Source organism: Nonlabens ulvanivorans (assembly GCF_000732625.1).
GTDB classification, from domain to species: Bacteria; Bacteroidota; Bacteroidia; order Flavobacteriales; family Flavobacteriaceae; genus Nonlabens; species Nonlabens ulvanivorans.
This window is the reverse complement of record NZ_JPJI01000026.1, coordinates 458,442-484,744: the sequence shown is the minus strand read 5'-3', so window position 1 is coordinate 484,744 and position 26,303 is coordinate 458,442. Positions and strand designations below refer to the sequence as shown.

At 34.7% G+C, this 26,303-nt stretch carries 27 protein-coding genes; 20 read left to right on the top strand and 7 right to left on the bottom strand.

The window, feature by feature from the left end:
• Window positions 1–14 precede the first annotated feature (14 nt).
• Complete coding sequence (locus IL45_RS06060) at window positions 15–1,220, bottom strand: DUF4856 domain-containing protein (protein ID WP_036581517.1); 1,206 nt, start codon at window positions 1,218–1,220, stop codon at window positions 15–17.
• Between the two features lie 255 nt (window positions 1,221–1,475).
• On the opposite strand from IL45_RS06060, the gene guaB reads away from it, so the two are divergent.
• The 10 genes from guaB (at window position 1,476) to IL45_RS06015 (ending at window position 9,046) form a co-directional block, all read left to right on the top strand.
• A complete protein-coding gene (gene guaB / locus IL45_RS06055) occupies window positions 1,476–2,951 on the top strand; it encodes an IMP dehydrogenase (protein ID WP_036581514.1) in 1,476 nt (491 codons plus the stop codon).
• Window positions 2,952–2,953: 2 nt separating this feature from the next.
• Window positions 2,954–3,568: a fumarylacetoacetate hydrolase family protein gene (locus IL45_RS06050; protein ID WP_036581511.1), complete on the top strand. Its 615-nt coding sequence runs from the start codon at window positions 2,954–2,956 to the stop codon at window positions 3,566–3,568.
• Window positions 3,565–3,900: an Hpt domain-containing protein gene (locus IL45_RS06045; protein ID WP_036581508.1), complete on the top strand. Its 336-nt coding sequence runs from the start codon at window positions 3,565–3,567 to the stop codon at window positions 3,898–3,900. The genes IL45_RS06050 and IL45_RS06045 overlap by 4 nt, the downstream gene beginning before the upstream one ends.
• Window positions 3,901–5,148 (top strand): CinA family nicotinamide mononucleotide deamidase-related protein, encoded by a 1,248-nt coding sequence (locus IL45_RS06040; RefSeq protein WP_036581506.1) that lies wholly within the window; start codon window positions 3,901–3,903, stop codon window positions 5,146–5,148.
• 158 nt (window positions 5,149–5,306) lie between these two features.
• Complete coding sequence (rpmB, locus tag IL45_RS06035; protein ID WP_036581503.1) at window positions 5,307–5,546, top strand: 50S ribosomal protein L28; 240 nt, start codon at window positions 5,307–5,309, stop codon at window positions 5,544–5,546.
• 19 nt (window positions 5,547–5,565) lie between these two features.
• A complete protein-coding gene (gene rpmG, locus IL45_RS06030; RefSeq protein ID WP_036581501.1) occupies window positions 5,566–5,748 on the top strand; it encodes a 50S ribosomal protein L33 in 183 nt (60 codons plus the stop codon).
• Window positions 5,749–5,754: 6 nt separating this feature from the next.
• Complete coding sequence (locus IL45_RS14910) at window positions 5,755–5,907, top strand: DUF4295 domain-containing protein (RefSeq protein ID WP_081866548.1); 153 nt, start codon at window positions 5,755–5,757, stop codon at window positions 5,905–5,907.
• A gap of 165 nt (window positions 5,908–6,072) precedes the next feature.
• Window positions 6,073–7,026: a signal recognition particle-docking protein FtsY gene (gene ftsY / locus IL45_RS06025; protein ID WP_036581498.1), complete on the top strand. Its 954-nt coding sequence runs from the start codon at window positions 6,073–6,075 to the stop codon at window positions 7,024–7,026.
• A gap of 82 nt (window positions 7,027–7,108) precedes the next feature.
• Window positions 7,109–8,710, top strand: a complete 1,602-nt coding sequence (locus IL45_RS06020) for an amidase family protein (protein ID WP_036581495.1) — start codon at window positions 7,109–7,111, stop codon at window positions 8,708–8,710.
• A 12-nt stretch (window positions 8,711–8,722) separates the two neighbouring features.
• The gene (locus tag IL45_RS06015) at window positions 8,723–9,046 is read left to right on the top strand and encodes a hypothetical protein (protein ID WP_146128665.1); all 324 of its coding nucleotides are present in this window, start codon (window positions 8,723–8,725) and stop codon (window positions 9,044–9,046) included.
• 16 nt (window positions 9,047–9,062) lie between these two features.
• Here IL45_RS06015 and IL45_RS06010 read toward each other — a convergent pair whose 3' ends face one another.
• Both IL45_RS06010 and IL45_RS06005 read right to left on the bottom strand, forming a co-directional pair.
• On the bottom strand, window positions 9,063–9,932 hold the full coding sequence (locus tag IL45_RS06010; protein WP_036581491.1) for a carboxypeptidase-like regulatory domain-containing protein: 870 nt from the start codon (window positions 9,930–9,932) through the stop codon (window positions 9,063–9,065).
• A gap of 25 nt (window positions 9,933–9,957) precedes the next feature.
• On the bottom strand, window positions 9,958–10,782 hold the full coding sequence (locus IL45_RS06005; RefSeq protein ID WP_036581488.1) for a hypothetical protein: 825 nt from the start codon (window positions 10,780–10,782) through the stop codon (window positions 9,958–9,960).
• A 110-nt stretch (window positions 10,783–10,892) separates the two neighbouring features.
• Here IL45_RS06005 and rimO point away from each other — a divergent pair, with 110 nt between their 5' ends.
• Together rimO and IL45_RS14760 are read left to right on the top strand one after the other, a co-directional pair.
• Complete coding sequence (rimO, locus tag IL45_RS06000; protein WP_036581485.1) at window positions 10,893–12,197, top strand: 30S ribosomal protein S12 methylthiotransferase RimO; 1,305 nt, start codon at window positions 10,893–10,895, stop codon at window positions 12,195–12,197.
• 190 nt (window positions 12,198–12,387) lie between these two features.
• On the top strand, window positions 12,388–13,068 hold the full coding sequence (locus IL45_RS14760; RefSeq protein WP_051788672.1) for a TlpA family protein disulfide reductase: 681 nt from the start codon (window positions 12,388–12,390) through the stop codon (window positions 13,066–13,068).
• 2 nt (window positions 13,069–13,070) lie between these two features.
• Here IL45_RS14760 and IL45_RS15125 read toward each other — a convergent pair whose 3' ends face one another.
• The 4 genes from IL45_RS15125 to IL45_RS05980 form a co-directional block, all read right to left on the bottom strand.
• On the bottom strand, window positions 13,071–13,238 hold the full coding sequence (locus IL45_RS15125; RefSeq protein WP_160165392.1) for a hypothetical protein: 168 nt from the start codon (window positions 13,236–13,238) through the stop codon (window positions 13,071–13,073).
• The gene (locus tag IL45_RS05990) at window positions 13,226–13,927 is read right to left on the bottom strand and encodes an ABC transporter ATP-binding protein (RefSeq protein ID WP_036581482.1); all 702 of its coding nucleotides are present in this window, start codon (window positions 13,925–13,927) and stop codon (window positions 13,226–13,228) included. Before IL45_RS05990 ends, IL45_RS15125 begins: the two co-directional genes overlap by 13 nt.
• 57 nt (window positions 13,928–13,984) lie before the next feature.
• Window positions 13,985–14,752, bottom strand: a complete 768-nt coding sequence (locus tag IL45_RS05985; RefSeq protein ID WP_036581479.1) for an O-methyltransferase — start codon at window positions 14,750–14,752, stop codon at window positions 13,985–13,987.
• Between the two features lie 78 nt (window positions 14,753–14,830).
• Window positions 14,831–16,711, bottom strand: coding sequence for an ABC-F family ATP-binding cassette domain-containing protein (locus tag IL45_RS05980; protein WP_036581476.1), 1,881 nt, complete (start codon window positions 16,709–16,711; stop codon window positions 14,831–14,833).
• 245 nt (window positions 16,712–16,956) lie between these two features.
• On the opposite strand from IL45_RS05980, the gene IL45_RS05975 reads away from it, so the two are divergent.
• The 8 genes from IL45_RS05975 to IL45_RS14750 are packed head-to-tail and all read left to right on the top strand — an operon-like array spanning window position 16,957 to window position 26,302.
• On the top strand, window positions 16,957–17,760 hold the full coding sequence (locus IL45_RS05975; RefSeq protein WP_036581474.1) for a polysaccharide biosynthesis/export family protein: 804 nt from the start codon (window positions 16,957–16,959) through the stop codon (window positions 17,758–17,760).
• Between the two features lies 1 nt (window position 17,761).
• Complete coding sequence (locus tag IL45_RS05970; protein WP_036581472.1) at window positions 17,762–20,224, top strand: exopolysaccharide transport family protein; 2,463 nt, start codon at window positions 17,762–17,764, stop codon at window positions 20,222–20,224.
• Between the two features lie 42 nt (window positions 20,225–20,266).
• Window positions 20,267–21,127, top strand: a complete 861-nt coding sequence (locus IL45_RS05965; RefSeq protein ID WP_036582100.1) for an ABC transporter permease — start codon at window positions 20,267–20,269, stop codon at window positions 21,125–21,127.
• Entirely contained in the window at window positions 21,127–21,954 is an 828-nt protein-coding gene (locus IL45_RS05960) for a polysaccharide pyruvyl transferase family protein (protein ID WP_036581469.1), read from the top strand. The genes IL45_RS05965 and IL45_RS05960 overlap by 1 nt, the downstream gene beginning before the upstream one ends.
• Window positions 21,951–23,204: an ABC transporter ATP-binding protein gene (locus tag IL45_RS05955; protein ID WP_036581467.1), complete on the top strand. Its 1,254-nt coding sequence runs from the start codon at window positions 21,951–21,953 to the stop codon at window positions 23,202–23,204. Before IL45_RS05960 ends, IL45_RS05955 begins: the two co-directional genes overlap by 4 nt.
• A 25-nt stretch (window positions 23,205–23,229) precedes the next feature.
• Window positions 23,230–24,354, top strand: a complete 1,125-nt coding sequence (locus tag IL45_RS05950; RefSeq protein ID WP_036581464.1) for a glycosyltransferase family 4 protein — start codon at window positions 23,230–23,232, stop codon at window positions 24,352–24,354.
• A gap of 23 nt (window positions 24,355–24,377) precedes the next feature.
• Entirely contained in the window at window positions 24,378–25,415 is a 1,038-nt protein-coding gene (locus IL45_RS14755) for a glycosyltransferase family 2 protein (RefSeq protein WP_081866547.1), read from the top strand.
• Window positions 25,409–26,302 carry a glycosyltransferase family 2 protein gene (locus tag IL45_RS14750; protein ID WP_051788670.1) on the top strand — a complete coding sequence of 298 codons (894 nt, stop codon included), beginning with the start codon at window positions 25,409–25,411 and terminating at the stop codon, window positions 26,300–26,302. The genes IL45_RS14755 and IL45_RS14750 overlap by 7 nt, the downstream gene beginning before the upstream one ends.
• The last annotated feature ends 1 nt before the right edge of the window (window position 26,303 follow it).

Sequence of the window (26,303 nt, the reverse complement as noted above, 5' to 3'; positions counted from 1 at the left end):
AAATAAATGATAATTTAATTGCTAGCTTGTGCTGTTGTGAAATTGAATCTTGCCGCAATGTCATCTGATATTTGATCTAAAGTAGTAGGTGTAATATCCCAGAATCCATTACCAGTCATTAATTGACTTAAATAGGTGTCTACTTCAGTTTTGCTAAAATATGGTGCGTCAGTATCAGGATTGCGTGTAAATTGAAGGCTGTAGATAAATCCATAAGCTTCAGATAATCCATGAAATGCTCTTGCTGGATCTGCTGTTAAATTGTCTTTACCATTTTGTAAATAAAACACCGCTCTTACAGCTGGAATTAAAGAGACGTTCTCTCTTATAATTGCTGCTTGTTCATCTCTAACACTGTAGTTTTTTTCAACTATCGCTGCACGTCCTAATTTGAATGCATCATAAATTGTAGTTGCGATTCCAGCAAAATCTGCATCACCTTCTACACGATCAATGTATTCACTTAAAAAACTATCTTGATCTAGAATAGGCATTGTAGCATCTGGTTCTGCACCGTATAAATAGCCAAAAGCCTCATCCCATTTATGCTCCATGTTGGTATAACTTTTACCTGATACTAATACTTCGTTATCATTATCTGCTCTATTAGTACTTTCATCAAGAACAGACGTGCTTAAATAATTGTTCAAAATTTGATCGGTCATTAAAGCCCCTAAAAGCCCTTTAGCAAACGCTTGGTCATACTCCAGACCTTTTGCGTTTACATATCTAATAGTTCCACCACCAGCTTGTTGAATCTGTCCTGGTACACCAGCGCTAGCTGTATTGTTCCATGCTGGGAAAATATCATTTACTTGAGATGATATATAATTATCAAAATCTGCTCTAATCGCAGCAGCATCTGTTGCGTTGCTAGAAAAATAGTCTGCACTAGCAGCTACTTTACTACGTACACTTTTGTCAGAAGAATTTAAAGCTGCATCACTAAAATCATTTGCTCCTGCTACATGCGCAAACATGTTAGACAATTGTGTTTCGGTAGTAGATGTTTCTTTAAAAGCGGTCTTAATTTCTTCAGCCATTGCTATACGAGTAGTCTGGCCAGAATAGCTAACGGTGCTTTCTGTTCCTCTATTAAAAGAATATGTTGCTGGTGCTATAACGTTATTAACGGTTAGATCATCATCATTATCACATGATGTAGTAAAAAAAGTTGCTATAGCGGCAGTGGCGATTAAAGATATTTTTTTTAGAGTCATTTTGGTTTTATTTAGACTTGATATAAATAGTTGAATTGATTTCGGCTGCAAATTTAAGTCCTTATTTAGATTTAATAAAGATAAGGTAGGAAATTCGTTATTGATATTTCTGATACTATATAATATTCGGATTGATTTTCATTATTCATATTGATTCTAAATAGGTAAGTGTTTGAATAGTTAAGTATTGTATTAATCCATTTGAATACTCACCAATTAAATAACGTATATTTGCATGCAATAAAATTCTATTGCATGATTTCCCACGATTCCAAATTTCTAGGTGAAGGTTTAACCTATGATGACGTACTACTTGTACCTGCTTACAGTGAGGTGCTGCCTCGAGAAGTAAGTATAAAGACTAAATTTTCAAGAAATATTACTCTTAACGCACCTGTAATCAGTGCTGCTATGGATACCGTTACAGAAAGCCGCATGGCTATTGCTATGGCTCAAGAAGGTGGAATAGGGATCTTGCATAAAAATATGTCTATTGAAGCTCAAGCTCAGAAGGTGAGACGTGTAAAACGAGCTGAAAGTGGTATGATTATCGATCCAGTTACTCTTACTATTGAGGCTACCATAGGTGATGCAAAAGCTAGTATGCGTGAGCACAGTATAGGTGGGATTCCTATAGTGGATGATGCTGGTTATATAAAAGGTATTGTAACTAATAGAGATTTACGATTTGAAAAAGATAATAGTCGCTCAGTTACTGATGTGATGACTTCAGAGAATTTAATCACAGCAAAAGCAGGGACATCTTTACATGATGCAGAAGCGATTTTGCAAGAATATAAAATAGAGAAATTACTAGTTGTTGATGATCAAGATAAATTAGTAGGACTCATAACCTTTAGAGATATCACTAAGCTAACTTTAAAACCTAATGCTAATAAGGATCAGTATGGTCGTTTGCGAGTAGCGGCTGCAATAGGTGTTACAGGTGATGCTGTTGATAGAGCTGGTGCATTAGTGGAAGCTGGTGTAGACGCTGTAGTAATCGATACGGCACATGGTCATACTAAAGGCGTTGTTGATGTTCTTAAAAAAGTGAAGGCCGCTTATCCAGATCTGGACGTTGTGGTTGGAAATGTTGCCACTGCCGAAGCTGCAAAATATCTAGCAGATGCTGGTGCAGACGCTGTAAAAGTAGGAATTGGTCCTGGTTCAATATGTACAACTCGTGTTGTAGCTGGTGTTGGTTTTCCTCAATTAAGTGCTGTAATGGAAGCGTCTCATGCATTAAAAGGTACTGGAGTACCTGTCATCGCAGATGGAGGAATACGTTACACGGGTGATATACCTAAGGCAATAGCGGCAGGAGCAGACTGTGTAATGCTAGGTTCTATGCTTGCTGGTACTACAGAGTCACCAGGAGAAACCATTATATATGATGGTCGTAAATTTAAATCTTATCGCGGAATGGGATCTGTTGAGGCGATGCAACACGGTTCTAAAGATCGTTATTTTCAAGATGTAGAAGATGATATTAAAAAACTAGTTCCTGAGGGAATTGTAGGTCGTGTACCTTATAAAGGAGATCTAGTAGAAAGCATGACTCAGTTTATAGGTGGATTACGCGCCGGAATGGGTTATTGTGGTGCTGGTGATATTGAATCCCTCAAGAATAATGGCCGTTTTGTAAAAATTACAGCAGCTGGTGTAAATGAAAGTCACCCACATGATGTGACCATTACTAAAGAAGCGCCTAATTATAGCCGTAAATAATTATGAAAATTATTTGCATCGGTCGCAATTATACAGAACATATTGCAGAGCTTCAAAACGAGCGACCTACTGAGCCAGTCGTTTTTTTAAAGCCTGACACTTCTATTTTATTACATAAACAGCCGTTTTTTATACCTGCATTCTCAAATGATGTCCATCACGAGGTAGAAGTTGTAGTGCGTATTAATCGTATCGGTAAGCATATCGATAAAAAATTTGCACACAAGTATTATAATGAAATAGGCCTAGGAATTGATTTTACAGCAAGAGATGTGCAACAACGTTGTAAAGAAAAAGGATTGCCGTGGGAGAAAGCAAAATCTTTTGATGGAGCAAGTGTAGTTTCTAGAGAGTTTATCAATAAAGAAGAATTAGGTGATTTAAATAACTTGTCATTTGAATTGTTTAAAAATGATAACTTGCAGCAAAGTGGTGATACCAGTCATATGCTTTGGAAAATAGATGAAATCATAGAGCACGTCTCTCAATTCTTTACACTTAAAATAGGGGATCTTATATTTACGGGAACTCCAGCAGGTGTATCAAGAGTAGAAGAGAATGATGTTTTAAAAGGAACTCTTGCTGGTAAAGAAATGTTCCAGATCAAAGTAAAATGAAGCAAAACCTATACGATCTACAAAAGTTAATAGAGCTCTCAGACAATGATGCAGACTTTATTAAGGATATGGTAGAGATGTTTATTACAGAAATACCTAAAGATCTTGAGCATCTTGCGGTCGCCATAATTGATGACGATAGAGCACGTGTTCACGAGTATGCTCATAAAATGAAACCCAGTGTTGATATGTTTGGGTTAGAGTGCTTGTCCGACATATTGATAATTGAGGCATGGGGAAAATCAGATGATGAAATGGAGATTAAAGAACATTTCATGCGTGTTAACCAAGAATTGGATATGGCCTTAATTCAACTTAAAAGAGATTTCTAAATGCAAGCAACTATAATTACTATAGGAGATGAAATCCTTATAGGTCAAATTGTAGATACCAATTCTGCATGGATGGCAAGCGAACTCAATAAGATAGGCGTTAACGTTTATGAGATTATCTCTATTAGTGATGATCGGGAACATATCCTTTCCGCTTTCGCGAAAGCGAAACAAGAATCAGATATTGTGCTTGTTACAGGTGGTTTAGGTCCAACTAAGGATGATATTACAAAGAAAACGATTTGTGAATTCTTTGATGATCAACTCGTACTGGATCAAGAAGTCTTAGACCACGTGATTATGCTTTTTGAAAAATTTGTAAAAGCACCAATGGTCGATATGAATAAAGACCAAGCGTTAGTCCCTTCTAAAGCACAGGTAATCTCTAATCAGTATGGGACAGCACCTGGATTGTGGATTGAGAGTGAAGGAACTATTTTTGTGTCTATGCCAGGTGTACCATTTGAAATGAAGGCCTTAATGTCTGATGGTGTCATACCTAAAATTCTTAATATAGGTGAATTACCATTTATACATCATCGTACAATTCTTACAGCAGGTCAAGGAGAAAGTACTATAGCTACTAGATTAGAGCAATGGGAAAATGATTTACCTTCTCATATTAAACTGGCTTATTTACCTAGTTTAGGAACTGTACGTTTAAGATTGTCTTCTCGTGGAAAGGATAAAGATCTTATTCTTGAAACGGTAGATGATCAGGTTCAGAAATTGTATGGGATTATCGAAGATGTCATTGTAGGTGAAAGTAATGATGAAAGTATAGTGCATGCTGTGGTTCAATTATTGAAAGAGAATAACAAAACGGTCGCCACTGCAGAGAGTTGTACAGGAGGAAAAATAGCTAGCCTTATTACAGAAATTCCAGGAGCGTCTAAAGTTTTTATGGGTAGCACCGTTACTTATGCTACACAGTCTAAAGTTGACATGCTAGGTGTGGATCCAGCAATTATTGAAAAATATAGTGTAGTAAGTGAGCAGGTAGCTCATGAGATGGCTTATAAGGCACGATTAAAGTTTAAATCAGATTATGCCGTTGCAACTACAGGTAATGCAGGACCTACTCAAGGAGATAGTGATGCTCCTGTAGGAACTGTTTTTATAGGAATATCGACACCAGAAAAGACATATGCGCTACAGTTTATGATGGGTAATCATAGAGATAGAGTGGTTCAAAAAACAATTAATAAATCACTAGAATTATTGCAAAAAGAGTTGATAGCTCAGTAATAATTACTGTTACAATAGAATATTACACGCTGATTTTAATGCTTGAATAGTAGGAAAATAGGCGTTTGAGAAAAAATTATAAAAAAGGGTGCAATTTAGGCTTGTGAGAACGAATAAATAATCGTTATTTTGCAGTCCGATTTTAAACACAGATAATCATGTCACGAGTTTGTGAACTTACAGGTAAGAGAGCGATGTCAGGAAACAATGTTTCCCACGCAATGAATAAGACTAAACGTAGATTCAACGTGAATCTTTTTACTAAGCGTTTCTACCTTCCTGAAGAGGATAAGTGGATTTCACTTAAAGTATCTGCTAAGGCGATAAAAAACATCAATAAATTAGGTATTACTGAGGTAATGAAGCAAGCTCGCGCTAAAGGGCTTCTTACCAAGTAATCTATTAATATACTAGAAGATGGCAAAGAAAGGTAATAGAATTCAAGTGATACTTGAATGTACAGAGCACAAGGAGTCAGGTAAAGCTGGAACTTCTCGTTACATCACGACTAAGAATAAAAAAAATACGCCAGATCGTTTGGAGATTAAAAAATTCAACCCGATCCTTAAGCGTATGACTGTTCATAAAGAAATTAAATAATACGACATGGCAAAGAAATCAGTAGCAACCCTACAAACTGGGTCAAAGAGATTAACGAAAGCCATCAAGATGGTTAAATCACCTAAGTCAGGTGCATATACTTTCGTAAGTGCTATTATGGCACCTGAATTAGTAAACGATTTCTTGAAAAAGAAATAAGTTGGTTAGTTAAGATGATAAAAGACCGCTCTGCTTGCAGAGCGGTCTTTTTTTATGGACCATTTGTCAGTCATGTTTCTGTGGCTCGCAAATTGACTACACAATATGATGCTTCTATATTATCACATATATGATTAACTTTGCAACGACCAGAAATAGCCAAAAATGAGTTTTTTTAAAAAGATATTTTCAAAAGAGAAAAAGGAAACCCTAGATAAAGGACTAGAAAAAACCAAAACAACGTTCTTAGATAAATTAGGTAAAGCCGTTGCCGGTAAATCTAAAGTCGATGCAGATGTGCTTGATGATCTTGAAGACGTTTTAATATCTAGTGATGTAGGTGTGGCTACCACAATTAAAGTCATTGATCGTATTGAAGAACGTGTAGCAAAAGATAAATATTTAGGCACTACAGAGCTCAATGGTATTTTACGTGATGAAATCGCAGGTTTATTAAGCGAGGTTAATAATGGTGACGCTACTGATTTCACCATTCCTCAGCAAGATGGACCTTATGTAGTTATGGTGGTAGGAGTTAATGGAGTAGGTAAAACAACTACCATAGGTAAGCTCGCTCACCAATTTAAGCAAAAAGGTCTTAAGGTCGTGCTAGGTGCTGGAGATACATTTAGAGCAGCAGCTGTAGATCAATTACAAATTTGGGCAGATCGTGTAGGTGTAGAAATTGTTAAACAAGATATGGGTAGTGATCCAGCTAGTGTTGCATTTGATACTTTACAAAGTGCCGTCGCTCAGAATGCAGATGTGGTTCTTCTGGATACTGCAGGTCGTTTACATAATAAGGTCAATTTAATGAATGAACTTACTAAGGTAAAACGTGTGATGCAAAAAATAATTCCTAATGCTCCACATGACGTAATGTTAGTTCTTGATGGCTCTACCGGTCAAAATGCTTTTGAACAAGCAAAACAGTTTACTGCGGCGACAGAAGTGAGTTCGTTAGCAGTTACAAAACTGGATGGTACTGCAAAAGGTGGTGTAGTTATAGGGATTTCTGATCAATTTCAAATACCTGTTCGATATATAGGAGTAGGAGAAGGAGTGGATGATTTACAAGTTTTTAATAAATCAGAATTTGTAGACAGTTTCTTTAATTAGAGTGCTCATTAAACAGTTTATAACTCTTAAATCTAGCCTCGGTTAGGTCTAAGAGTTTTTCTATTTTTAAGAAAAATATTTTATGCGTTTTATATTACTTTTTTTAGCGTTCACAGTATGGAGTTGTAACTCTCCTAAAGCTGTAAATGAAGTCTCCCAAACTATTAATCAGGATGATGAGCAATTTAAAGTCTTGGATTCTAGGTTTTTGAAAAAAGAAGATATTATTGCTCCTTTTAAAGATGATTTATCCAGCTTTCGCGAAAGCGAGGAACTAAAATCTTTAATACTAGAAAAAAGCATCCCTGAAATTCAACAAGCTGTATATGATGGTAAGCTTTCTTACCAACAATTAACCTTATTCTATATCAATAGAATTGCAAAGTATGATAGAGAGAACAGGAAATCATTAAATTCTGTAATAGCTCTAAATCCAAAGGCAATGGAAGATGCATATGCTTATGATTTGAGAATTGATGAATTCAGACGTGGAGAAGGTAAGTTTAACCCTTATAGTTTAATGGGTATGCCTATTTTGTTAAAAGATAATATCAATACCGAAGGTATGAAAACAACTGGTGGCGCTGCTGTTTTAAAAGATCTGGAACCTCAAAATGCGCGGATCGTACAGCGATTAATAGAGGCAGATGCTATTATTTTAGGAAAAGCAAATCTAAGTGAATGGGCTTACTTCTTTTGTGGTGATTGTCCTAGTGGTTATAGCGCTATGGGTGGACAGACTTTAAATCCATATGGTCGTAAGGAAATAGATACTGGCGGATCTAGTAGTGGTAGTGGAGTTGCAATAGCAGCTAATTTTGCGGTAGCTGCTGTAGGTTCTGAAACCGCAGGTTCGATATTATCGCCAGCGTCACAAAATAGTGTAGTAGGTTTAAAACCATCAGTAGGTACTTTAAGTGGGATAGGTATTATTCCTATATCAACTTATCTCGATACAGCAGGCCCTATGTCTAAAAATGTTGTGGATAATGTCATTTTAATGCGTGGGATGTTAAGTGATAAACGCATGTTTAGTGATTTATTTATAGCAAATTTGGGGACCTCTACGGTTCAAGGTCGTGTTTTTGGAGTTTTTCCTGGTTATAAGAAGAATCCATTATATGCTAGTGCTGTTGAACAAATTATAGCTTTAGGTGCAACTGTGGTAGAATTAGAAGAAAAACAACCGCAACTAGATGGATTTGTTTCTTTACTTAATGTCGATATGAAAAAGGATTTGCCTGCATATTTCATGGGATTAGGATTGCCTGAGTATCAAGGATGGGATGTGGCTAAGGTGATGGAATTAAATAAAGCAGATTCATTAAATTATATGCCTTATGGTCAACGATTGTTTAAAGGTATAACAGATGAAAAGGATTATTCTCCAGCAGAATCTGCAGCTCTTAAAACTAGATTAACAACTCAAGCACAAGAGTATTTTGATTATTACATTCAGTCTCATAATCTAGATGGTTTCTTATCGGTAAATAATTATAATGCTGCAGAAGCTGCTGTGGCTTTTTATCCTGCTATCACTGTTCCTATGGGATATGATGAGAATGGTCAGCCTTTTGGATTAACTTTTATTGCACCTACCGAAGAAGAGAAGATGCTTTATCAATGGGCAGCTGCTTATGAAAAAGCAACCCAACACCGTAAGATGCCTAAAGGTTATAATTAAAATCATCAGTCATTGAAAGATTCAACTCAAAAGCCGTCGTTGCTTAGCTCTAAAAGCCTCGTTATTCTAACGAAGTTTATGGCAATCTATGCAGCCTTTCATATTATAACTGTGTTAGGAAAAACTTATGTAGATTCCCTATCTGAAGAATCAACAATCGTGGATACCTATCAGTTGCCTATATATATAGTCGCTGGTATACATTTTATCATGTTGCTAATTTGTGGTGCGATGCTAATGACTAAAAAGTATTATTGGTTAGTTACCGTGGCCTGCATAGTGATCTCACTGTATACACGATTCTTTTTTGAGGATATTGTAACTTGGGTGAATTAGATTAATGATAACTGATTTACCAATTTCTTAAATTATAAGATATACCTAGGCTTACTTCTTCATAATTACTGATATGATGATATCTTACATTTATTATCCAATTGTATCTTATATTGTAATCTCCTTTCAATTCAACTTCATTAATTCCATTCCAGTAGGTATATGCCGAGTTAAGGTATAAGCCACTAATTAATCTTTTTCTTAATTCAATTCCTGCTCCTAAATCATGTTCATTTAACTCAATGTTTTGAATTTTAAGCTGGCCTAGTTTAATCTTTAAATACTGAAAAGGATCCCGATTTCTTCCTATGTTTTTTTTAAAAAACAGTTCATTTTTCTTAAAATTATTAAAGTTAAAATCTGCTTGTTCATGATTTAAACCTACTTTAAAATAAAAAGACTTTACGCTTAATGATCTAGACAAAGAGAATTCAAATTTCTTATTGATATTAAAATCACTGCTTATTGAAGCATTTAAATCTATATATAAAGGGTGCCATATACTTTTATAGATTCCAAGTCCAACTGTGTTGTAATTGAATCCATAGCTTGTAGAAACTTCAAATGTTTTTTGATAATAGTGAACAATCGCATGTACTGTAGTCAAATCTTCTTCAAGAACTACGTGTATAGTATTTTGAGAACCAACTAAAATCTCTTGAGGTTCAAACCCGGCATAAGAAAACACCAGAACATCTTCAATACTTGCAACAATAGAATAATTCCCGTCAAAATCTGATACTACACCTATAGCAGAGTCTTTAATAGCAATAGTAACTCCTAAAATTGCTTCACCATCTGTATCACTCACATTCCCAGTAATCGTCCTTTGAGCGACGCAGGTGGTGCAATACAGTAATAAAAAAAGAAAGAAACTATGTTTCATTAAAATTAGAAGTATTGAGGACGTTTTACAATCGATCAAAATTAGCACGCACTTCTTTCTCTGACGTTAGGTTCTGTTTAGCAGTAGATGGGCCAGTGATAGGAGCAATTTGTGGTTGAGGCATTTTTTCTGCCATTTTAATCATTCCTTCTATCGAGTAATGTAAGGTACTTAATGCATGCATCGGGTGACTGTATTGTTTCCAGTCCAAAGCGTTAGTGACAGCTTGTTGTAATTCAACATATTTGCGCTGCTGTTTTTGATTAAAACCTACATATCGATTGCCTATTATGGGTAGTAATTCTTTATAATGGTTAAGCCAGTCGTTACCGTTATAAATTCCGTAATACATAGCTTTCCAATAAAAATGAACGGTAAAAAAAGTATACTGTGGTACAATAGCCGAAGCCTGCACAAGTTTCCAATATTCTATTTGAGAAGTATCAGTACCTGATTTTAATAATGTAAGAGCCTCGTGAGCTTCAGACCATGCAGTCTTCATAAAGCTACGTTTCAAACGGAAAAAGGCCAACGGAATAGCAAAAGATACCATCATAAATATATAGCGAGACCAATGCGTTTCTGGGCTCAAACATAAAATGATGCACAAAGCTGTGAATAAAATCCACGTAGGAATAAAAAACAATCTTCCGTTAACACCAAAAGTTGCTGTGAGCATGCAAATCCATGCACATAAATGTGCTTGAAATATAACCGCCATAGGTCGCGCATTCCCTATCTGCCAGATGCTGTCATCTATGTTAAATAAGTATAATATAAAATAAATGACACCAAAAAATAAGGCCAATAATAGTCCTTGAAAAAAAGCTGCTCCGTTGAATATTACCATTTGATTTACTTGAGATTGTTGAAAATACTAATTTTTATGAATACGCTTTCGCGAAAGCGTGATCAAAAACAACATTTACATCTAGTTAAGTCGTAAATTTGCAGCCGCTTATGAGAACAAAATCAAGAAAAAAGAATAAGATTAATGTTATCACTCTAGGATGTTCAAAGAACGTCTATGATAGTGAAGTATTGATGGGACAGCTGAAGGCCAGTGGCAAAGATGTGGTTCATGAAGAAGAAGGAAATATCGTTGTGATAAATACCTGTGGTTTTATCGATAATGCTAAGGAAGAATCTGTAAATACAATCCTAGATTTTGTAGAGCGCAAAAATAACGGAGAAGTAGATCAGGTATTTGTATCGGGTTGCTTATCAGAGCGTTATAAGCCGGATTTGCAAAAGGAAATTCCAGATGTGGATCAATATTTTGGTACTACAGAGTTGCCATCATTATTAAAAGCGCTAGGTGCAGACTATAAACACGAGTTGATAGGTGAGCGTGTAACTACGACCCCTAAAAACTATGCATATTTTAAAATCGCCGAAGGTTGTGATAGACCATGTTCTTTTTGTGCAATACCATTAATGCGTGGTGGTCATAAAAGCACACCTATAGAACATCTAGTCATTGAAGCTGAAAAACTGGCTGCAAATGGTGTTAAAGAGCTTATTCTTATCGCTCAAGATTTAACTTATTATGGACTAGATTTATATAAAAAGAGACGTCTTGCAGATCTTTTAAAAGAACTGGTGAAAGTAGAAGGAATAGAGTGGATACGCATGCACTATGCATTCCCAACTGGTTTCCCTATGGATGTTCTTGAGGTAATGAAATCAGAGCCTAAAGTGTGTAATTACTTAGATATACCATTACAACATATTTCAACACCTGTTTTAAAATCGATGCGTCGCGGTACTACATTTGAGAAGACTAATGCGCTTCTAGAAGATTTTAGAGCGACGGTTCCAGAAATGGCGATACGTACTACTTTAATTGTAGGATATCCTGGAGAAACAGAAGAGGATTATCAGATTTTAAAACAATGGGTAAAAGATCAACGTTTTGAGCGTATGGGATGTTTTACATACTCGCATGAGGAGAATACACATGCTTATAAGTTAGAAGATGATGTGCCAGAAGAAGTAAAACAAGAGCGGGCAAACGAGATCATGGAAATTCAATCACAGATTTCTTGGGAATTGAATCAGCATAAAATAGGTCAGACTTTTAAAGTTATTATAGATCGCAAAAGAGGTAATTACTTTGTAGGACGTACAGAGTTTGATAGTCCTGATGTGGATAATGAAGTATTGATTGATGCAGAGAAGCATTACCTGTCTGTAGGATCATTTGTAAATGTTACTATAACTGAGGCTGAGGATTTTGATCTTTATGGTACGCCGGTAGAGTAATGTTTGTATTTTAATAAACTATTAAATTTATAATGAACAATGCTTCTTTGGGTGAGAACTAAAGAAGCATTTTTTATTTGCCGTTGAAATAGTTTATTTCAATATTGTCGATGTATAAAAGTTATTCAATCAGAACGTGGCATCTTCTTTGAATACTGTGATACGTTCTACAAATCCGTATTTTTGACTTATGAAAAAGTTGTTTTTTATTATTTTATTGATCAGTGCAGCTGCATTGTCTCAAGCGCAAATTACTTACTATCAGATAGAGGATGGAACTGTGATGGATTTTTTTGAGTTTGAAAAATATAAAAAAACCTTATCCACAGGTTTAGTAATACATAATTCAGTTAGTACACGAACGGCTCAGGATTCTGTAATTCAAACGGTTAAAGTTACTGTGGTAGACAGTAATCCAGATTCCAATTATTATGATCCTTTTTTAGTGCATCGCAAAAAGATAGGTGATCGCTTTCCTATGGAGGACTTTATAGCTAGTGATAGTTCTGGAATTGATGATGTGGATTATACAGGTAAGCCTACGGTTGTTAATTTTTGGTTTACGAGATGTGGACCTTGTATTATAGAAATCCCATATTTAAATCAATTAGAACAAGAGTTTAATGGCGAAGTTAATTTTGTAGCTATCACTTTTGATAAAGACTATGTGGTCAATCATTTTCTAGATAGAAAGGCATTCAATTTTGAACATCTTACAGATGTGCGACCTGCAATCGATGCATATGGCGTTCAAGCTTTTCCTATGAACTTACTATTAGATAAAGATGGTAGAATTGTTCAGGTTTATGGAGATATTATTGCAGAGCATTTGAACCTATCTGCAACATTAAGAGAAATGGTAAATGAGTAATACTATTTCTGTTGTTCTTTTTTACGATCTTCTAGTCGGGCTTTAAAGCTGCGTCTATTTTTTGTTCTAGAGCGGCCATGTGTTTTGCGATTCCATAATAGGAATACAAAAAAGGCAATGATAACAGCACCTATATACAGCCAGTCTTGGTAGTCGCTTAATCCTTCCATTCTTTATTTCTAATGTCTGTTTCAATAACGCCATCACGTAGTCTTATGACTCTATGAGCATGCTCTGCAATTTCCTCTTCATGCGTTACTAGAATCACTGTATTTCCATCGGCATGAATCTTGTCAAAAAGAGCCATAATTTCAACACCTGTTTTAGAATCTAGATTTCCTGTAGGTTCATCTGCTAGAATAATCGATGGATTATTAACTAAAGCTCTACCTACGGCAACACGCTGTCGCTGTCCACCAGATAATTGATTAGGCTGGTGATCCATACGATCGCCTAATCCTACACTTTCAAGTACTTCAGTGGCGCGTGCATTACGTTCTTTCTTAGACTTACCGGCATAAACCATAGGTAATGCGACATTATCTAATGCTGTTGTGCGAGGTAAAAGATTGAAAGTTTGAAATACAAAACCTATTTCTGTGTTTCTAATATCTGCTAGTTGATCATCGCTTAAGCTTGAAACGTCTGTGCCATTTAATTTATAAGAACCAGCTGTAGGAGTGTCTAGACAGCCTAGTAAATTCATTAAAGTTGATTTTCCAGAACCTGAAGGTCCCATAAGTGCGACATAATCACCACGTTTAATCTCGAGATCTATTCCTTTAAGCACCTTGACAACTTCTTGTCCCAGTTTAAAATTACGCACGATACCACGCACATCTATTACATTATCACTCATAGGTTAAAAGTATGGAATTATTAGCCTTTCTCATAGGACGTTCAAATTCTGATAACGTTACAACTTGATGTAAAAACGTTCTTTTAATTGTTCTTTTCTTAAAAATAAGAGTCCTACATCATATAGGTCTATACTAGCGGTGACGTTTACATGTTGACATAGTTGACTCCATGCATCTGTCATATCTCGCGACCAGTATATGTCGTCCAGTATAAAAATAGTGTCTTTGTGAGATAGTTTTAGACAAGCATTAAAATAGTCTATGGTAGCCATTCCATCGTGATGTCCATCAATGTAAATCAGGTCATATGTTGTACCTAATTGATTTATAAGAAATTCATCAAACTTACTGCAAACACTTTTTACCTTATCAAGGCTAAATTTTTCAAATTGCGATTGTGCAAATTTTTGAACTTCAGGACTACCTTCAATTGTGGTTATATGAGCACCTGATAAAGCCATAGCATGTGTTGCTATACCTATGGAAGTGCCAAGTTCTAGAACATTGTTTACTTTAAAATAGTTACACAACCGGAATAACATTTCGGCAGATTTTCTATCACTGGAATTGTATTTCAGAATATCGCTCACACGACGTTCATCAGTTTTAAAGATTTTGCTTCCAGCTCCATAGTCTTCTATGTGTAAAATGGTGTTGTTATTTTTCACGCTTTCGCGGAAGCGTCTCATAACATCATATTGCTCATAAACGGCTTTATCTCTTAAGCACTTTTTCTCGAGTGTAAACACAAACGGCGAGTGAATCCCATGTAAATGAAAGGATTTAATGCTGTGTTTTATATAGTTCTTGAGTTGGTGTAGCAAGAGGAAACTATTTCTGCGTTACTATTTTCTGTTTATTTAAAAGTAGTATTTGAATCCAATTTTAATTTTATAAAAATACTATCCAATCGACTCCGTAAGTTCTAACCATTCCATTTCTCTTTCTTCTAAGTCTGCTTTTACCTGATCTAGTTTTATAGAATTAGCTGCTAGTTCTTCTGGTGTAAGAGAAGTGTCTAGAAAAGACTCCTGAAGTTTCACACGTTGTTCTTCTAGTTTTTTAATGCTGTTTTCTAATCGGGAAAGTTCTTTTTGCTGTTCACGAGTAGGACCTGTGCTCGTAGTAGCGGCTTTAACGGCAGGTTGTTTAGCAACTGTTTTTTCGCCTTGAGCACTATCATCCTTGTCTAGTGCGAGATCAGTGTTTCCTACATAAGCACGGAAATCACTATAGTTCCCAGGGAAATCTGTGATGGTTCCGGACTGATTGAAAACAAATAGATGATCTACAATTTTATCCATAAAATAACGGTCGTGACTTACCACCATTAGACAACCAGGGAAATCCATTAAAAAGTTTTCTAAGATATTTAAAGTAGGGATATCTAGATCATTAGTCGGTTCATCAAGAATTAGAAAATTAGGGTTTTGAATGAGTACTGTACATAAGTAAAGTCGTTTGCGTTCACCACCACTTAGTTTTTCTACAAAGTCATGTTTCTTTTTACTGTCAAACATAAATCGTTCTAACAGCTGACTTGCACTAATGATTTTTCCTTTATTAAGAGGAATGTATTCACCGTATTCTTTAATCACATCAATGACCTTTTGGCCAGGCTTGATGTCTATTCCACCTTGAGTATAGTAGCCTATTTTTACTGTTTCACCTTTCACTACTTTACCAGAGTCTGGTAGTAGATTCCCAGTGATCATATTCAGGAATGTCGATTTACCAGTTCCATTTTTCCCTATAATTCCTACTCGTTCTCCTTTAATAAAGTTGTACGAGAAATTATCGATAAGCTTTTTACCAGGGAAGGATTTAGATATTTTATGAAGTTCAACCACTTTAGTGCCTAAACGCTCCATGTTAATTTCTAATTCTACTTTATGATCTTTACGACGATTGTGGGCAGCTTCTTTTATTTGGTAAAAGTCATCAATACGCGATTTAGATTTTGTTGTACGTGCTTTAGGCTGGCGGCGCATCCACTGTAACTCTTTTTTATAAAGTTGCTGCGCTTTTTCTTGTGTAGTTTGTTCAATTTCTAAACGTTCTTCTTTTTTCTCTACATAATAAGAATAATTCCCTTTATAGGTATAAAGTTTCCCATTATCCAGCTCTATAATTTCGTTACAAACACGATCTAAGAAATAACGATCGTGTGTCACCATAAGAATGGTGTAGTTTTCTTGCTTGAAATACTCTTCTAGCCATTCGATCATTTCAAGATCTAAGTGGTTAGTAGGTTCGTCCATGATTAATAGCTGTGGATCTGATAGTAAAGCTATAGCCATAGCGATTCGCTTTTTTTGTCCACCACTTAGATTTTCTACTTTTTGAGAAAGATCATCTAGTTTTAATTTAGAAAGTATCTGTTTGTATTTAGTTTCAAAATCCCAAGCATTTGAAGAGTCCATGGCGTCAAAGGCTGCTTGATACTTATCTGCATCTTCCATATTTTGAAGAGCCTTTTCATAATTTGCTATGATCTTTATAATAGGAATGTCAGAATCTAAGATGATTTCTTCTATCGTGGCATTGGGATCTAAATCTGGTTCTTGTAGTAAGAATGCCATACGTAAATCATTACGACGGTTTACTGATCCAGTATTAGGCATTTCTTTCCCTATAATGATATCAAGTAGCGATGTTTTACCGAAACCGTTTTTTGCTACAAAACCTATTTTCTGACCTTCATTAATCCCAAGTGAGATATTGTCAAACAACACGCGTTCTCCAAAGCTACGAGAGACATTTTCAACAGATATATAGTTCATGAAATCCTATGTTTTAATGGATTGCAATAATACGTGTTTTTTTGAGGGGTTTGATATTTAAGATTGCTGGTTTTCTATGGGTTATTGGATCAATTTTATATAAAAATTGGAGAGTCGTTTTTACTTATGGCTCAAATAAAAATAATCATGGAATGTTGTTCATAGAACTGTAATGATAATAGCATGGTGTTTATAGGCATTTTAAATAGATAATTTTATATTTACAGCTTATTCCGAGAAGATTTATGCGTACCGTATTAGGTTTATTAATTATAGGTTTGGTTTTAATGGTAAGTTCTTGCGTCCCTACACGTAATATAACCTATTTACAAGAGTCTCCAACTGTAAAAAATGACTCTCTTATTACCATTCAAAAAGTACAGCCACCTTATAGATTACAAATTAATGATGTTTTAAGCATTCAAATAAAGGCACCTTATGATCCAGAGTTAGTTTCTATGTTTAATGTTGGAACATCAAATAATGCGACTACTTCAAATTCGGCTGGAGGACTTTATTTTTCTGGTTATACCATAAATCAACATGGTGATATACGTGTCCCAAAATTAGATGAGATTAAAGCTATAGGGTTAACTCTGGAAGAGTTGAGAGAATTAATTGAAAAACGCTTACTAGCTGAATATTTCAAACCGAACGCAGATTTATTTGTCACGGTACGTCTAGGAGGTTTACGTTATGTGATGGCAGGTGAAGTAAGTGGTAAAGGAGAACAGACCATTTACAGAGATCAAGTTACCATAGTCGAGGCCATAGCAAACAGTGGTGGAGTTCCAATAACCGGTGATTTAACTAATGTTCGTATAGTAAGGCAGTATCCTGATGGTGTAAAAGTGCACCATTTAGACTTAACGCAATTAGATGTTATCTATTCACCATACTATTATATACAGCCCAATGATATGATTGTAGTAGATCCATTACCGCAAAAATCTTTAGGTACAGGAACTACAGGTCTTGCATCCTTTACTACTATAGTATCAGTGTTGACTACACTTGTTACTACAGTGTTATTATTTACTCGTTTGTAAGATGGAAGAAGAAAAAGAAATTAATTCCTTATCGGGAATATTTGATATACGACAGTTCTTTAGTAAGCTAATCAAGTTATGGTGGTTGTTTATTTTATGTATTGGGATAGGTCTTGGATATGCTCATTATAAAAATCAGTTCATTCAGACTGTTTATAGAGCTAGCTCTTTAATTAGTATTAAGGATAATTCAAATCCATTATTTACGAGTAGTCAGAGTCTTACATTTAATTGGGGTGGAACTACAGATAAGGTAACTACTGCGATAGTACAGTTCAAGTCTCGTACACATGCAGAACAAGTTGTTGACGAGTTGCAGTTTTATATTAATTATATAAAAGAAGGTGATTATTATAATACTGATGCTTATAAAAAAACACCATTCTATATTTATGCTGATAGCAGCAAAGCGCAATTATCCGGAAAAAATATTAGAATTAAAGTGTTAGATCAAGAACGATTTGAGCTTTCTAGTAATTTCTCTAGTACTACAGCCTCAGGTTATCATTACGGTTTGAAAAAAAGTCAAGTAGTCACTGTGCCCGAAGGAGATTGGAAACAACAATTCAAATTTGGAGACTCTATTCAATTACCTTTTCTAAATGTGGTCATTGATAAACGTACCGAGTCTATTAAAACAGGAGAATGGTTGTTCAATTTTGGTAATTATTGGGGTACAGTAAATAGATATAAAGGTATATCGATTAGACAGCAGCCTGACGGTTCGTCTATTTTGTTATTGAGTATGTCTGGTGGCAATAAGCAAAGATTAATCGACTATATTAATACGAGTTCTGTTATTTTAGAACGTGGCGAGTTGCAGCGTAAAAATAAATTTGCTGTTAGTACGATTAAATACATTGATAGTTCACTTGTAGTTCAAGTGGCGGCTCTTAAAAAGTCCGAGCAAGACTTAGAAGATTTTAGAGACAAGTCCCAAATACTGGACGCTACTGCTCAGAATACTGACTTCAATCAAAAATTAACAGAATTTGAAATTCAAAAACGTGGTATTCAAAATAAATTGAATTACTACGATAACCTAAATCAATATTTACAAAACAGAACAGACTATACTATTATACAAGCTCCATCAGTAGTAGGTATTGAAGAAGGAAGTATATCTGGAGCAGTAGGTCGATTGATATCCTTATCAGAAGAACGCAAAAGAAGAGAGTTTGCGATGAGAGCAGATGCTCCAGTTTTTCAACAAATAGACAGGAAAATTAACGCCGTTAAAGATGTAATATTTGAGAATATCATCAGTTCTAAATCACTATTAAATAAAGAGCTTAATACACTTTATGGTCAAATAGGAAAAGTGGAATCTCAAATTAAAAAGCTACCTAAAGAACAACAAGAGTTTTTAAAAATTCAAAGGCAATTTGATGTGAATCAAAATACTTACAATCTGTTTATGGCTAAAAAAGCGGAAGCAGAACTGGTTAAAGCTGCAAACGTGTCTGATGTGTACGTTATCGATGACGCAAAAGATACCGGTGGTGGTGGAACTCGTCGCGATTCAAACATTAATTATTTAATGGCTCTACTAGTTGGTTTTTCAATACCTCTCAGTATGGCTTTTGTTTTAACCATACTTGATTTTTATATTCATTCTCCTAAGGATATTGAAAAATTATCTAAAATACCATTAATAGGTGTAGTAGGGAAAATGGAACATCCTACTAATTTAATTGTGAAGGATAAACCTAAGTCTACCATTGCAGAGTCCTTTAGGGGAATACGCTCCAGTTTACATTTTATATATGATCAAGAATCACTACACGGTTCACGTACGATTATGGTAACCAGTAGCGTGAGTGGAGAAGGAAAAACTTTTACAAGTATCAATCTTGCAACAGTATTTGCATTAAGCGGTAAACGTACTTTATTAGTTGGTATGGATTTAAGAAAGCCTAAAATCTTCGATGATTTCGGTATTGATAATGATTTAGGAGTTTCTAATTATTTAGTAAATGATTGTTCGCTTAATGAGATTATAAGATCCGCAGGTATGGAGAACTTAGATATAGTCTTGTCTGGTCCAGTACCACCTAATCCAAGCGAATTAATTATGTCCAAGCGTGCTGGAGAAATGATTGAACAGTTCAAAATGGATTATGATTATGTGATTCTTGATACACCACCATTAGGTCTAGTGGCAGACGCAATGGAAATCGCAAAACATGCAGATGCTTCCCTATATATGGTCCGTCAAGGATATACTAAAAAAGGAATGCTGGATGTAGTTAATGAAAAATACGACCGTAAGGAAATTAAAAACCTAAGTTTTGTCTTTAACTATTTCAATGAACGCGGTAAATATGGCTATGGCTATGGCTATGGCTACGGTTATGGCTATGGTTATGGAGCTTATGGGAATGGATATCATGAAAATGATCTGAAAGATGGTTTTATTGCAAGAATCAAAAAAATAATCAAGGGCATTTTTAAACCTGGATAATTTAAAGGTATCGCTTTCGCGAAAGTGGAATTACAACAAACTATGAGTAATCAACAAGAATGGCTGTATGAAATCAAGCCTAAGGGCAAGTTAATCGACCTTAATCTCAAAGAGATCTGGCGTTATAGAGATTTGCTTGTGCTATTTATTAAACGCGATATTATTACGGTTTATAAACAAACCATTCTAGGACCATTATGGTTTTTAATACAACCGCTTTTTACTAGTGTTGTTTTTACACTCGTATTTAATGAAGTGGCAGGAATAGATAATGGAATCATTCCTAATTTTTTATTCAACTTAACCGGTTTAACGCTATGGAGTTATTTTAAAGAAGCACTTAATGCGACTAGTAATACCTTTAAATCAAATGCAGGGCTCTTTGGTAAGGTATATTTTCCACGCTTTATAGCGCCGGCGTCTAAGGTGCTATCGGGACTTTTTAAATTTGGAATACAGATTTTAATCCTAGTTATTTTTTATTGTTATTATGTGTTTTACAAAGATGTTGCGATACAGCCATCGGTGTTTTTACCTTTGATCATACTAGTCATATTTATTGTCATACTTATGGCGATGGGAATAGGTATGATTCTATCTGCCTTTACTACTAAGTATAGAGATCTAACCATCCTTATAGGATTTGGCTTAAATCTATTAATGTATTTAAGTGCCGTGATGTATTCTATGGAAGCTGCTCGAGATAAATTAGGAGAATATTATTGGGCAGTAGAGTGGAATCCACTAGCGCATATTATTGAGAGTTACCGCAGTTTATGGTTTGATAATCTAGAGATTCACTGGACTGGAATTTATGTAGGTCTAGGATTAGGATTGGTACTGTTTTTTATAGGATTGATTGTTTTTAATAAAACAGAAAAAACCTTTATAGATACTGTATAATGAGCAAATCGATACGTTTATACTGGTGGAGTGAGGTTTTAATCCAGAAAAAGGATTATGAAAACTATGGTGATCTGTTGGGGAAATACCTTGTGGAGAAAATATCTCACAAAAAAGTAATCTGGCAACGAGCTCACAAGTTTCACCTTCAAAACTTCTGGAAACCATTATACGTGACCATAGGTAGTATTTTAGAGCATATAGGTACGCATTGTACCGTTTGGGGTAGTGGTATTATTTCTAGAGACGCTCAAATAGCTGGCGCAACATTTTTGGCGGTTAGAGGTCCGCTTTCGCGAAAGCGTATACAAGAACTGGGCTACGATTGTCCAGCCGTTTATGGTGATCCTGCATTGCTCTTACCGCTGCATTATAACCCTATAGTAGAAAAAGAATACCAATTAGGAATCGTACCACATATTAATGATTATGAACTGGTTCAGGAGTGGTTTAAGGATAATGATGCGGTAAAAATCATTAACTTTAAGACCAATGATGTAGAGCAAACGACTAGCGAGATTATTTCTTGTGAGCGTATTTTATCTTCTTCACTACACGGTATTATAGTAGCGCATGCATATCAAATTCCTGCAGTGCAAGTACAGTTTTCTGACCGCATTTATGGTGATGGTGTAAAGTACCATGATTATTTAACGTCTGTAGGTCTAGAACCATATGATCCAGAATTTATAAGTGAATTGCATAGCATAGAAATGGGAATAGAAAAGGTGAAGCAACACGAGCAACGATTACCACAAGCTGAAATGATTCAAGAAATTCAAACTAACTTAATGAAAGTATGTCCTTTTAAAGCTACTGACTTATGATCGATGATGATATCATTTTAAAAGCAGAGAATATTTCTAAGCAGTACCGTCTAGGAACTGTAGGGACAGGTACATTAGGACATGATTTAAACCGTTTCTGGCATAAAGTACGAGGAAAAGAGGATCCTTATTTAAAAATAGGAGCTGTTAACGATCGCAGTGCCACAGCTAGTTCTGACTATGTATGGGCATTAAGAGACATCAACTTTGAGGTAAAACGTGGTGAGATATTAGGAATCATAGGTAAAAATGGTGCTGGTAAATCGACCTTACTCAAAATTTTATCGCGAGTCACGAGTCCTACCACAGGATCTATAAAAACTCGAGGACGCATCGCAAGTTTATTAGAAGTAGGAACTGGTATGCATCCAGAACTTACCGGTAGAGAAAACATTTTTCTCAATGGTGCTATCCTGGGAATGACTAAAAGCGAAATAGCAAGTAAGATTGATGAAATCGTTGAGTTCTCTGGTTGTCAAATGTATATAGACACGCCTGTAAAAAGATACTCCAGTGGGATGCGCGTGCGATTAGGATTTGCCGTAGCCGCATTTTTAGAGCCCGATATTCTTGTAGTAGATGAAGTACTCGCAGTAGGTGATGCCGAGTTTCAAAAAAAGGCCATAGGGAAAATGCAAGATATTTCTAGTTCTGGTGGTCGTACAGTGCTTTTTGTGAGTCATAACATGACATCGATAAGACAATTATGCACTAAGGCTATTTTACTTAAAAATGGTTCTGTTTCTTTTGAAGGTAAAACTGAAAAAGCTGTGAATTTATATATGGCCGACAATAAAAAAGAGAAGACTAAAGGGATTAAAAGTGATATTATTAATAGCTTAAAGTTTTTTAAGAATAATGTCGAGAATGATACATTTTATATTGGCGATGATATTAATGTTGAGGTGGATTTTCATGATTTTAAATTAAATATAGATTTGAATTATTGCTTTCTTGCTTTTTCTGATAGTAATGAAAGACGAGTTCTATCGGTAGGTACTCATCAAGACGGTTCATTTAATAAACTTATAGAGCCTAATTCAACATTGAAAAGCACTATCTTAAATGTAAACATTAAGCAAGGAGATTATGATGTTCTATTAGCAGTAGGAACTAAAACTCCTCGACAAAACTTTGAAATAATTGAGTTTGCTGGAAAGCTCACCATATTGAACAACGATTACTTTAAAACAGGTGAAGATCTTTTACATGGTCAAGGAGATGTTATTTTAAAGTCTAGTTGGAGTTGAATTAAGTAGAATAAAATTTGTTTCAATGAATAAAACTATAGTAGTTGTACCAACAGATCCCGTAAAAGCTTATGATAGAAAGGGTACTTCTGGAGTAGTTAAAAGAATCTATAACCCTAATAATTACTTTGATGAAGTAATTATTCTGTCACCATTTGAGGATGAAGAATTTGTTTGGGAAGACTTAAAAGTAATTCCAACAAAAACTTATGTAGAGTTTCAAAAGCATTTAAAAAGAATTAATCCTCTGTTTGTAAGAGTATATGGTTCATATCATAGTTGCACATTCGCTATTCACGCAAGACTTCTTAAATATCCTGTTGTTGTAAGTATACATGATGATAGAGATAGTTTTATTCACGATAGTATTAAATATGCTGATAGGATTCTAGCTGTTAGTGATGTCTTAAAGGATATTTTGATTGTAAAAGGAGTTAAGAAGAATAAAATTACCGTGATAGGCAATAGAATTGATTATTCTACTTTCAAGCCTTTAGAAGGTAATTCTCATAACTCAATAGTTTTACCAAAAGGTAGAAATATTTTACATATTGGTAAAAAGACAAATCAAAAAAATTTAGACAATGTTATAAAGGCGCTGACTTTCCTGCCAAAAGACGTTAATTTGATTGCAATAGGAAGAGGTGATGACAGTGTTTACCAAGAAATCGCAGAAGAATATGGTGTTGAAAAACGCTTAGTTCTAAAACAGTTTATACCAAATCATGAACTTAATAATTTGTATAATTCATGTGAAGTATTCTGTGTTCCAAGTAGAAATGAGGGTTTTGGTGTTGTTTTTATTGAAGCCGCAGCAGCAGGTTCTAAAATCGTCACTAGTAATAAAAAACCTATGAGTGATATTTTACCTCGTGAGTTTAAAAATGTTTTTTTAGTTGATAATTTTGAGTCGCCAAAAGATTTAGCTAAATTAATAAATCAAGCACTTACAGCTAACGAAATTGATGTTAAATCAGATGCCATAAGACTAAGAGGAATTCATAAAGAGAAATTTAGTTTTGAGATTGTTGGGCAAAAAGAAATTGGAGCTTTAGAAAATATTGGAGCTGCAAGGCCAAATTTGCTTTTGTTTTTAAGATTGAAGTTTTTTTCATTTTCACAAAGAATTATTAATAAAATCAAAAGATAATTAAGGCAAACTGTAACTAGTTAATGAGGCATCTAAACAATTTAATATCAATAATTCTTCCTGTATATAATGGTCAAAAGTACGTTCGTGAATGTATTGAGAGTTGTATAAAACAATCTTACGAAAACTGGGAATTGATAGTAGTTAACGATTGTTCTACAGATTCTACACTTGAATTAATTGAAGAGTACTCTAAAAAAGATCCACGAATACTTATTGTAAATAATAAAACAAACCAAAAACTACCAAAGAGTTTGAATGTAGGCCATCAGATGGCAAAAGGTGAATTGATGACATGGATATCTCATGATAATATTTTTGACATTAATTTTCTCGAAAGAATGCGCTATCATTTAAACTCTACACGTTCTGATATTGTTTATTCTGACTTTCAAATTATTGATAAGGAAGAAGTAATTACTGGAACCAGAAAATTATCCAGCTTAGATAATCTTTTATTAGGAAATCCTATACAGGCCTCATTCCTTTATAAACGAGAAGTTTTCAAATCTCTAAACGGTTATGATGAGAATTTGTTTCTGGTAGAAGATTATGACTTTTGGCTCAGAGCAAGTTTAAACTTTAAATTTTCACATTGTAATGAACAACTTTATTTTTTTAGAAAACACGAATCAAGTTTAACTGAAAATATTAACAGAAACACGACAAAGTTTCAACAGTATTCCAAAGCTTTGACAATGTCTTATGGTAATTTAAATAATAATATGTTTTCAGAAACCACGGTGGATTTATTGGTTAATTTACATTTGACTGATCGTAAATCATCAAAACTGAGTGGTTATAAAGTAATTAAATTTTTGAATTTAGCCATTGAAGAAATTAGTGAGTTTGAAAAAGTAATAGGGTTAACAAAAACTAGTTGCACCAAAGTTTTGATTGAAAAAATTAAAAAAAACATCTTCAGTGGTCGTATTGAAATTAGTCTATGTGCACTGTTATACTGCTCTTTTTACTGGCCTGAGACTTTGTTGTTAAAGAATAATTATAATTTTAAGAGACTTGTTAGGAGTTATTTAAATAACCCGCTTCGAATATGCTAACCATTGCCATCTGTACCTATAGCCGTGTGAAGCTTTTAAAAAAGTGCCTGGATGCTTTATTACCGCAGGTAAATCGAGATGATGTTGAGGTGGTTGTTATTGATAATAATTCAAAAGACACTACTAAAGGTTTAGTTGAAAGTTTACAAAAAGAATATTCTTTTCTCAAATATATTTTTGAAGAAAAGCAAGGATTGTCAGTTGCGCGTAACACAGCATGGCAACAGTCCAGTGCCACATGGATCGCTTATCTCGATGATGATGGAATACCGCATGATAATTATCTAAAGCGATTGATTTATGTAATAGAGAACTATGATTTTGATTGCTTTGGAGGAATGTATTATGGGTATTACGAAGATGAAAAGCCACGGTGGATCTCTAATGATTTTGGAACTAAAAAATTGATACGAGATGATATAGGTGTTATTGAAAAGAATACGCTTTCTGGTGGTATTTTTAATGTAAAACGTGATCTCCTCGAGCTTTTAGACGGGTTTAAATTGGACTATGGAATGACAGGAACTGTCATGAGATATGGTGAAGAAAGTGAATTGCAGTATCGCATAAGAGAAAAAGGTTTTGTCATAGGTTTTGATCCAGAATTGAAAATGGATCATATTGTTCATTCTTCTAAGCTTGCTTTAGGATGGCATTTAAAAAGAATTTATACAGAGTATCGAGATAGCGCCGTATTAAAGACAAATGATAAGAATATATTTGATTTGATAAAAGTGTTTGTAATATCAATCTTTAAAGAGTTGCCTCGTTGTTTTAAGAAATGGTTTTTTAAAAAGGATTATTACTTTCAAAATTTCATCATTGACTTTTTGAGGCCTTCAATAATCTCACTGGGAACATTAAATAATTCTATTCTAAGAAAATAAA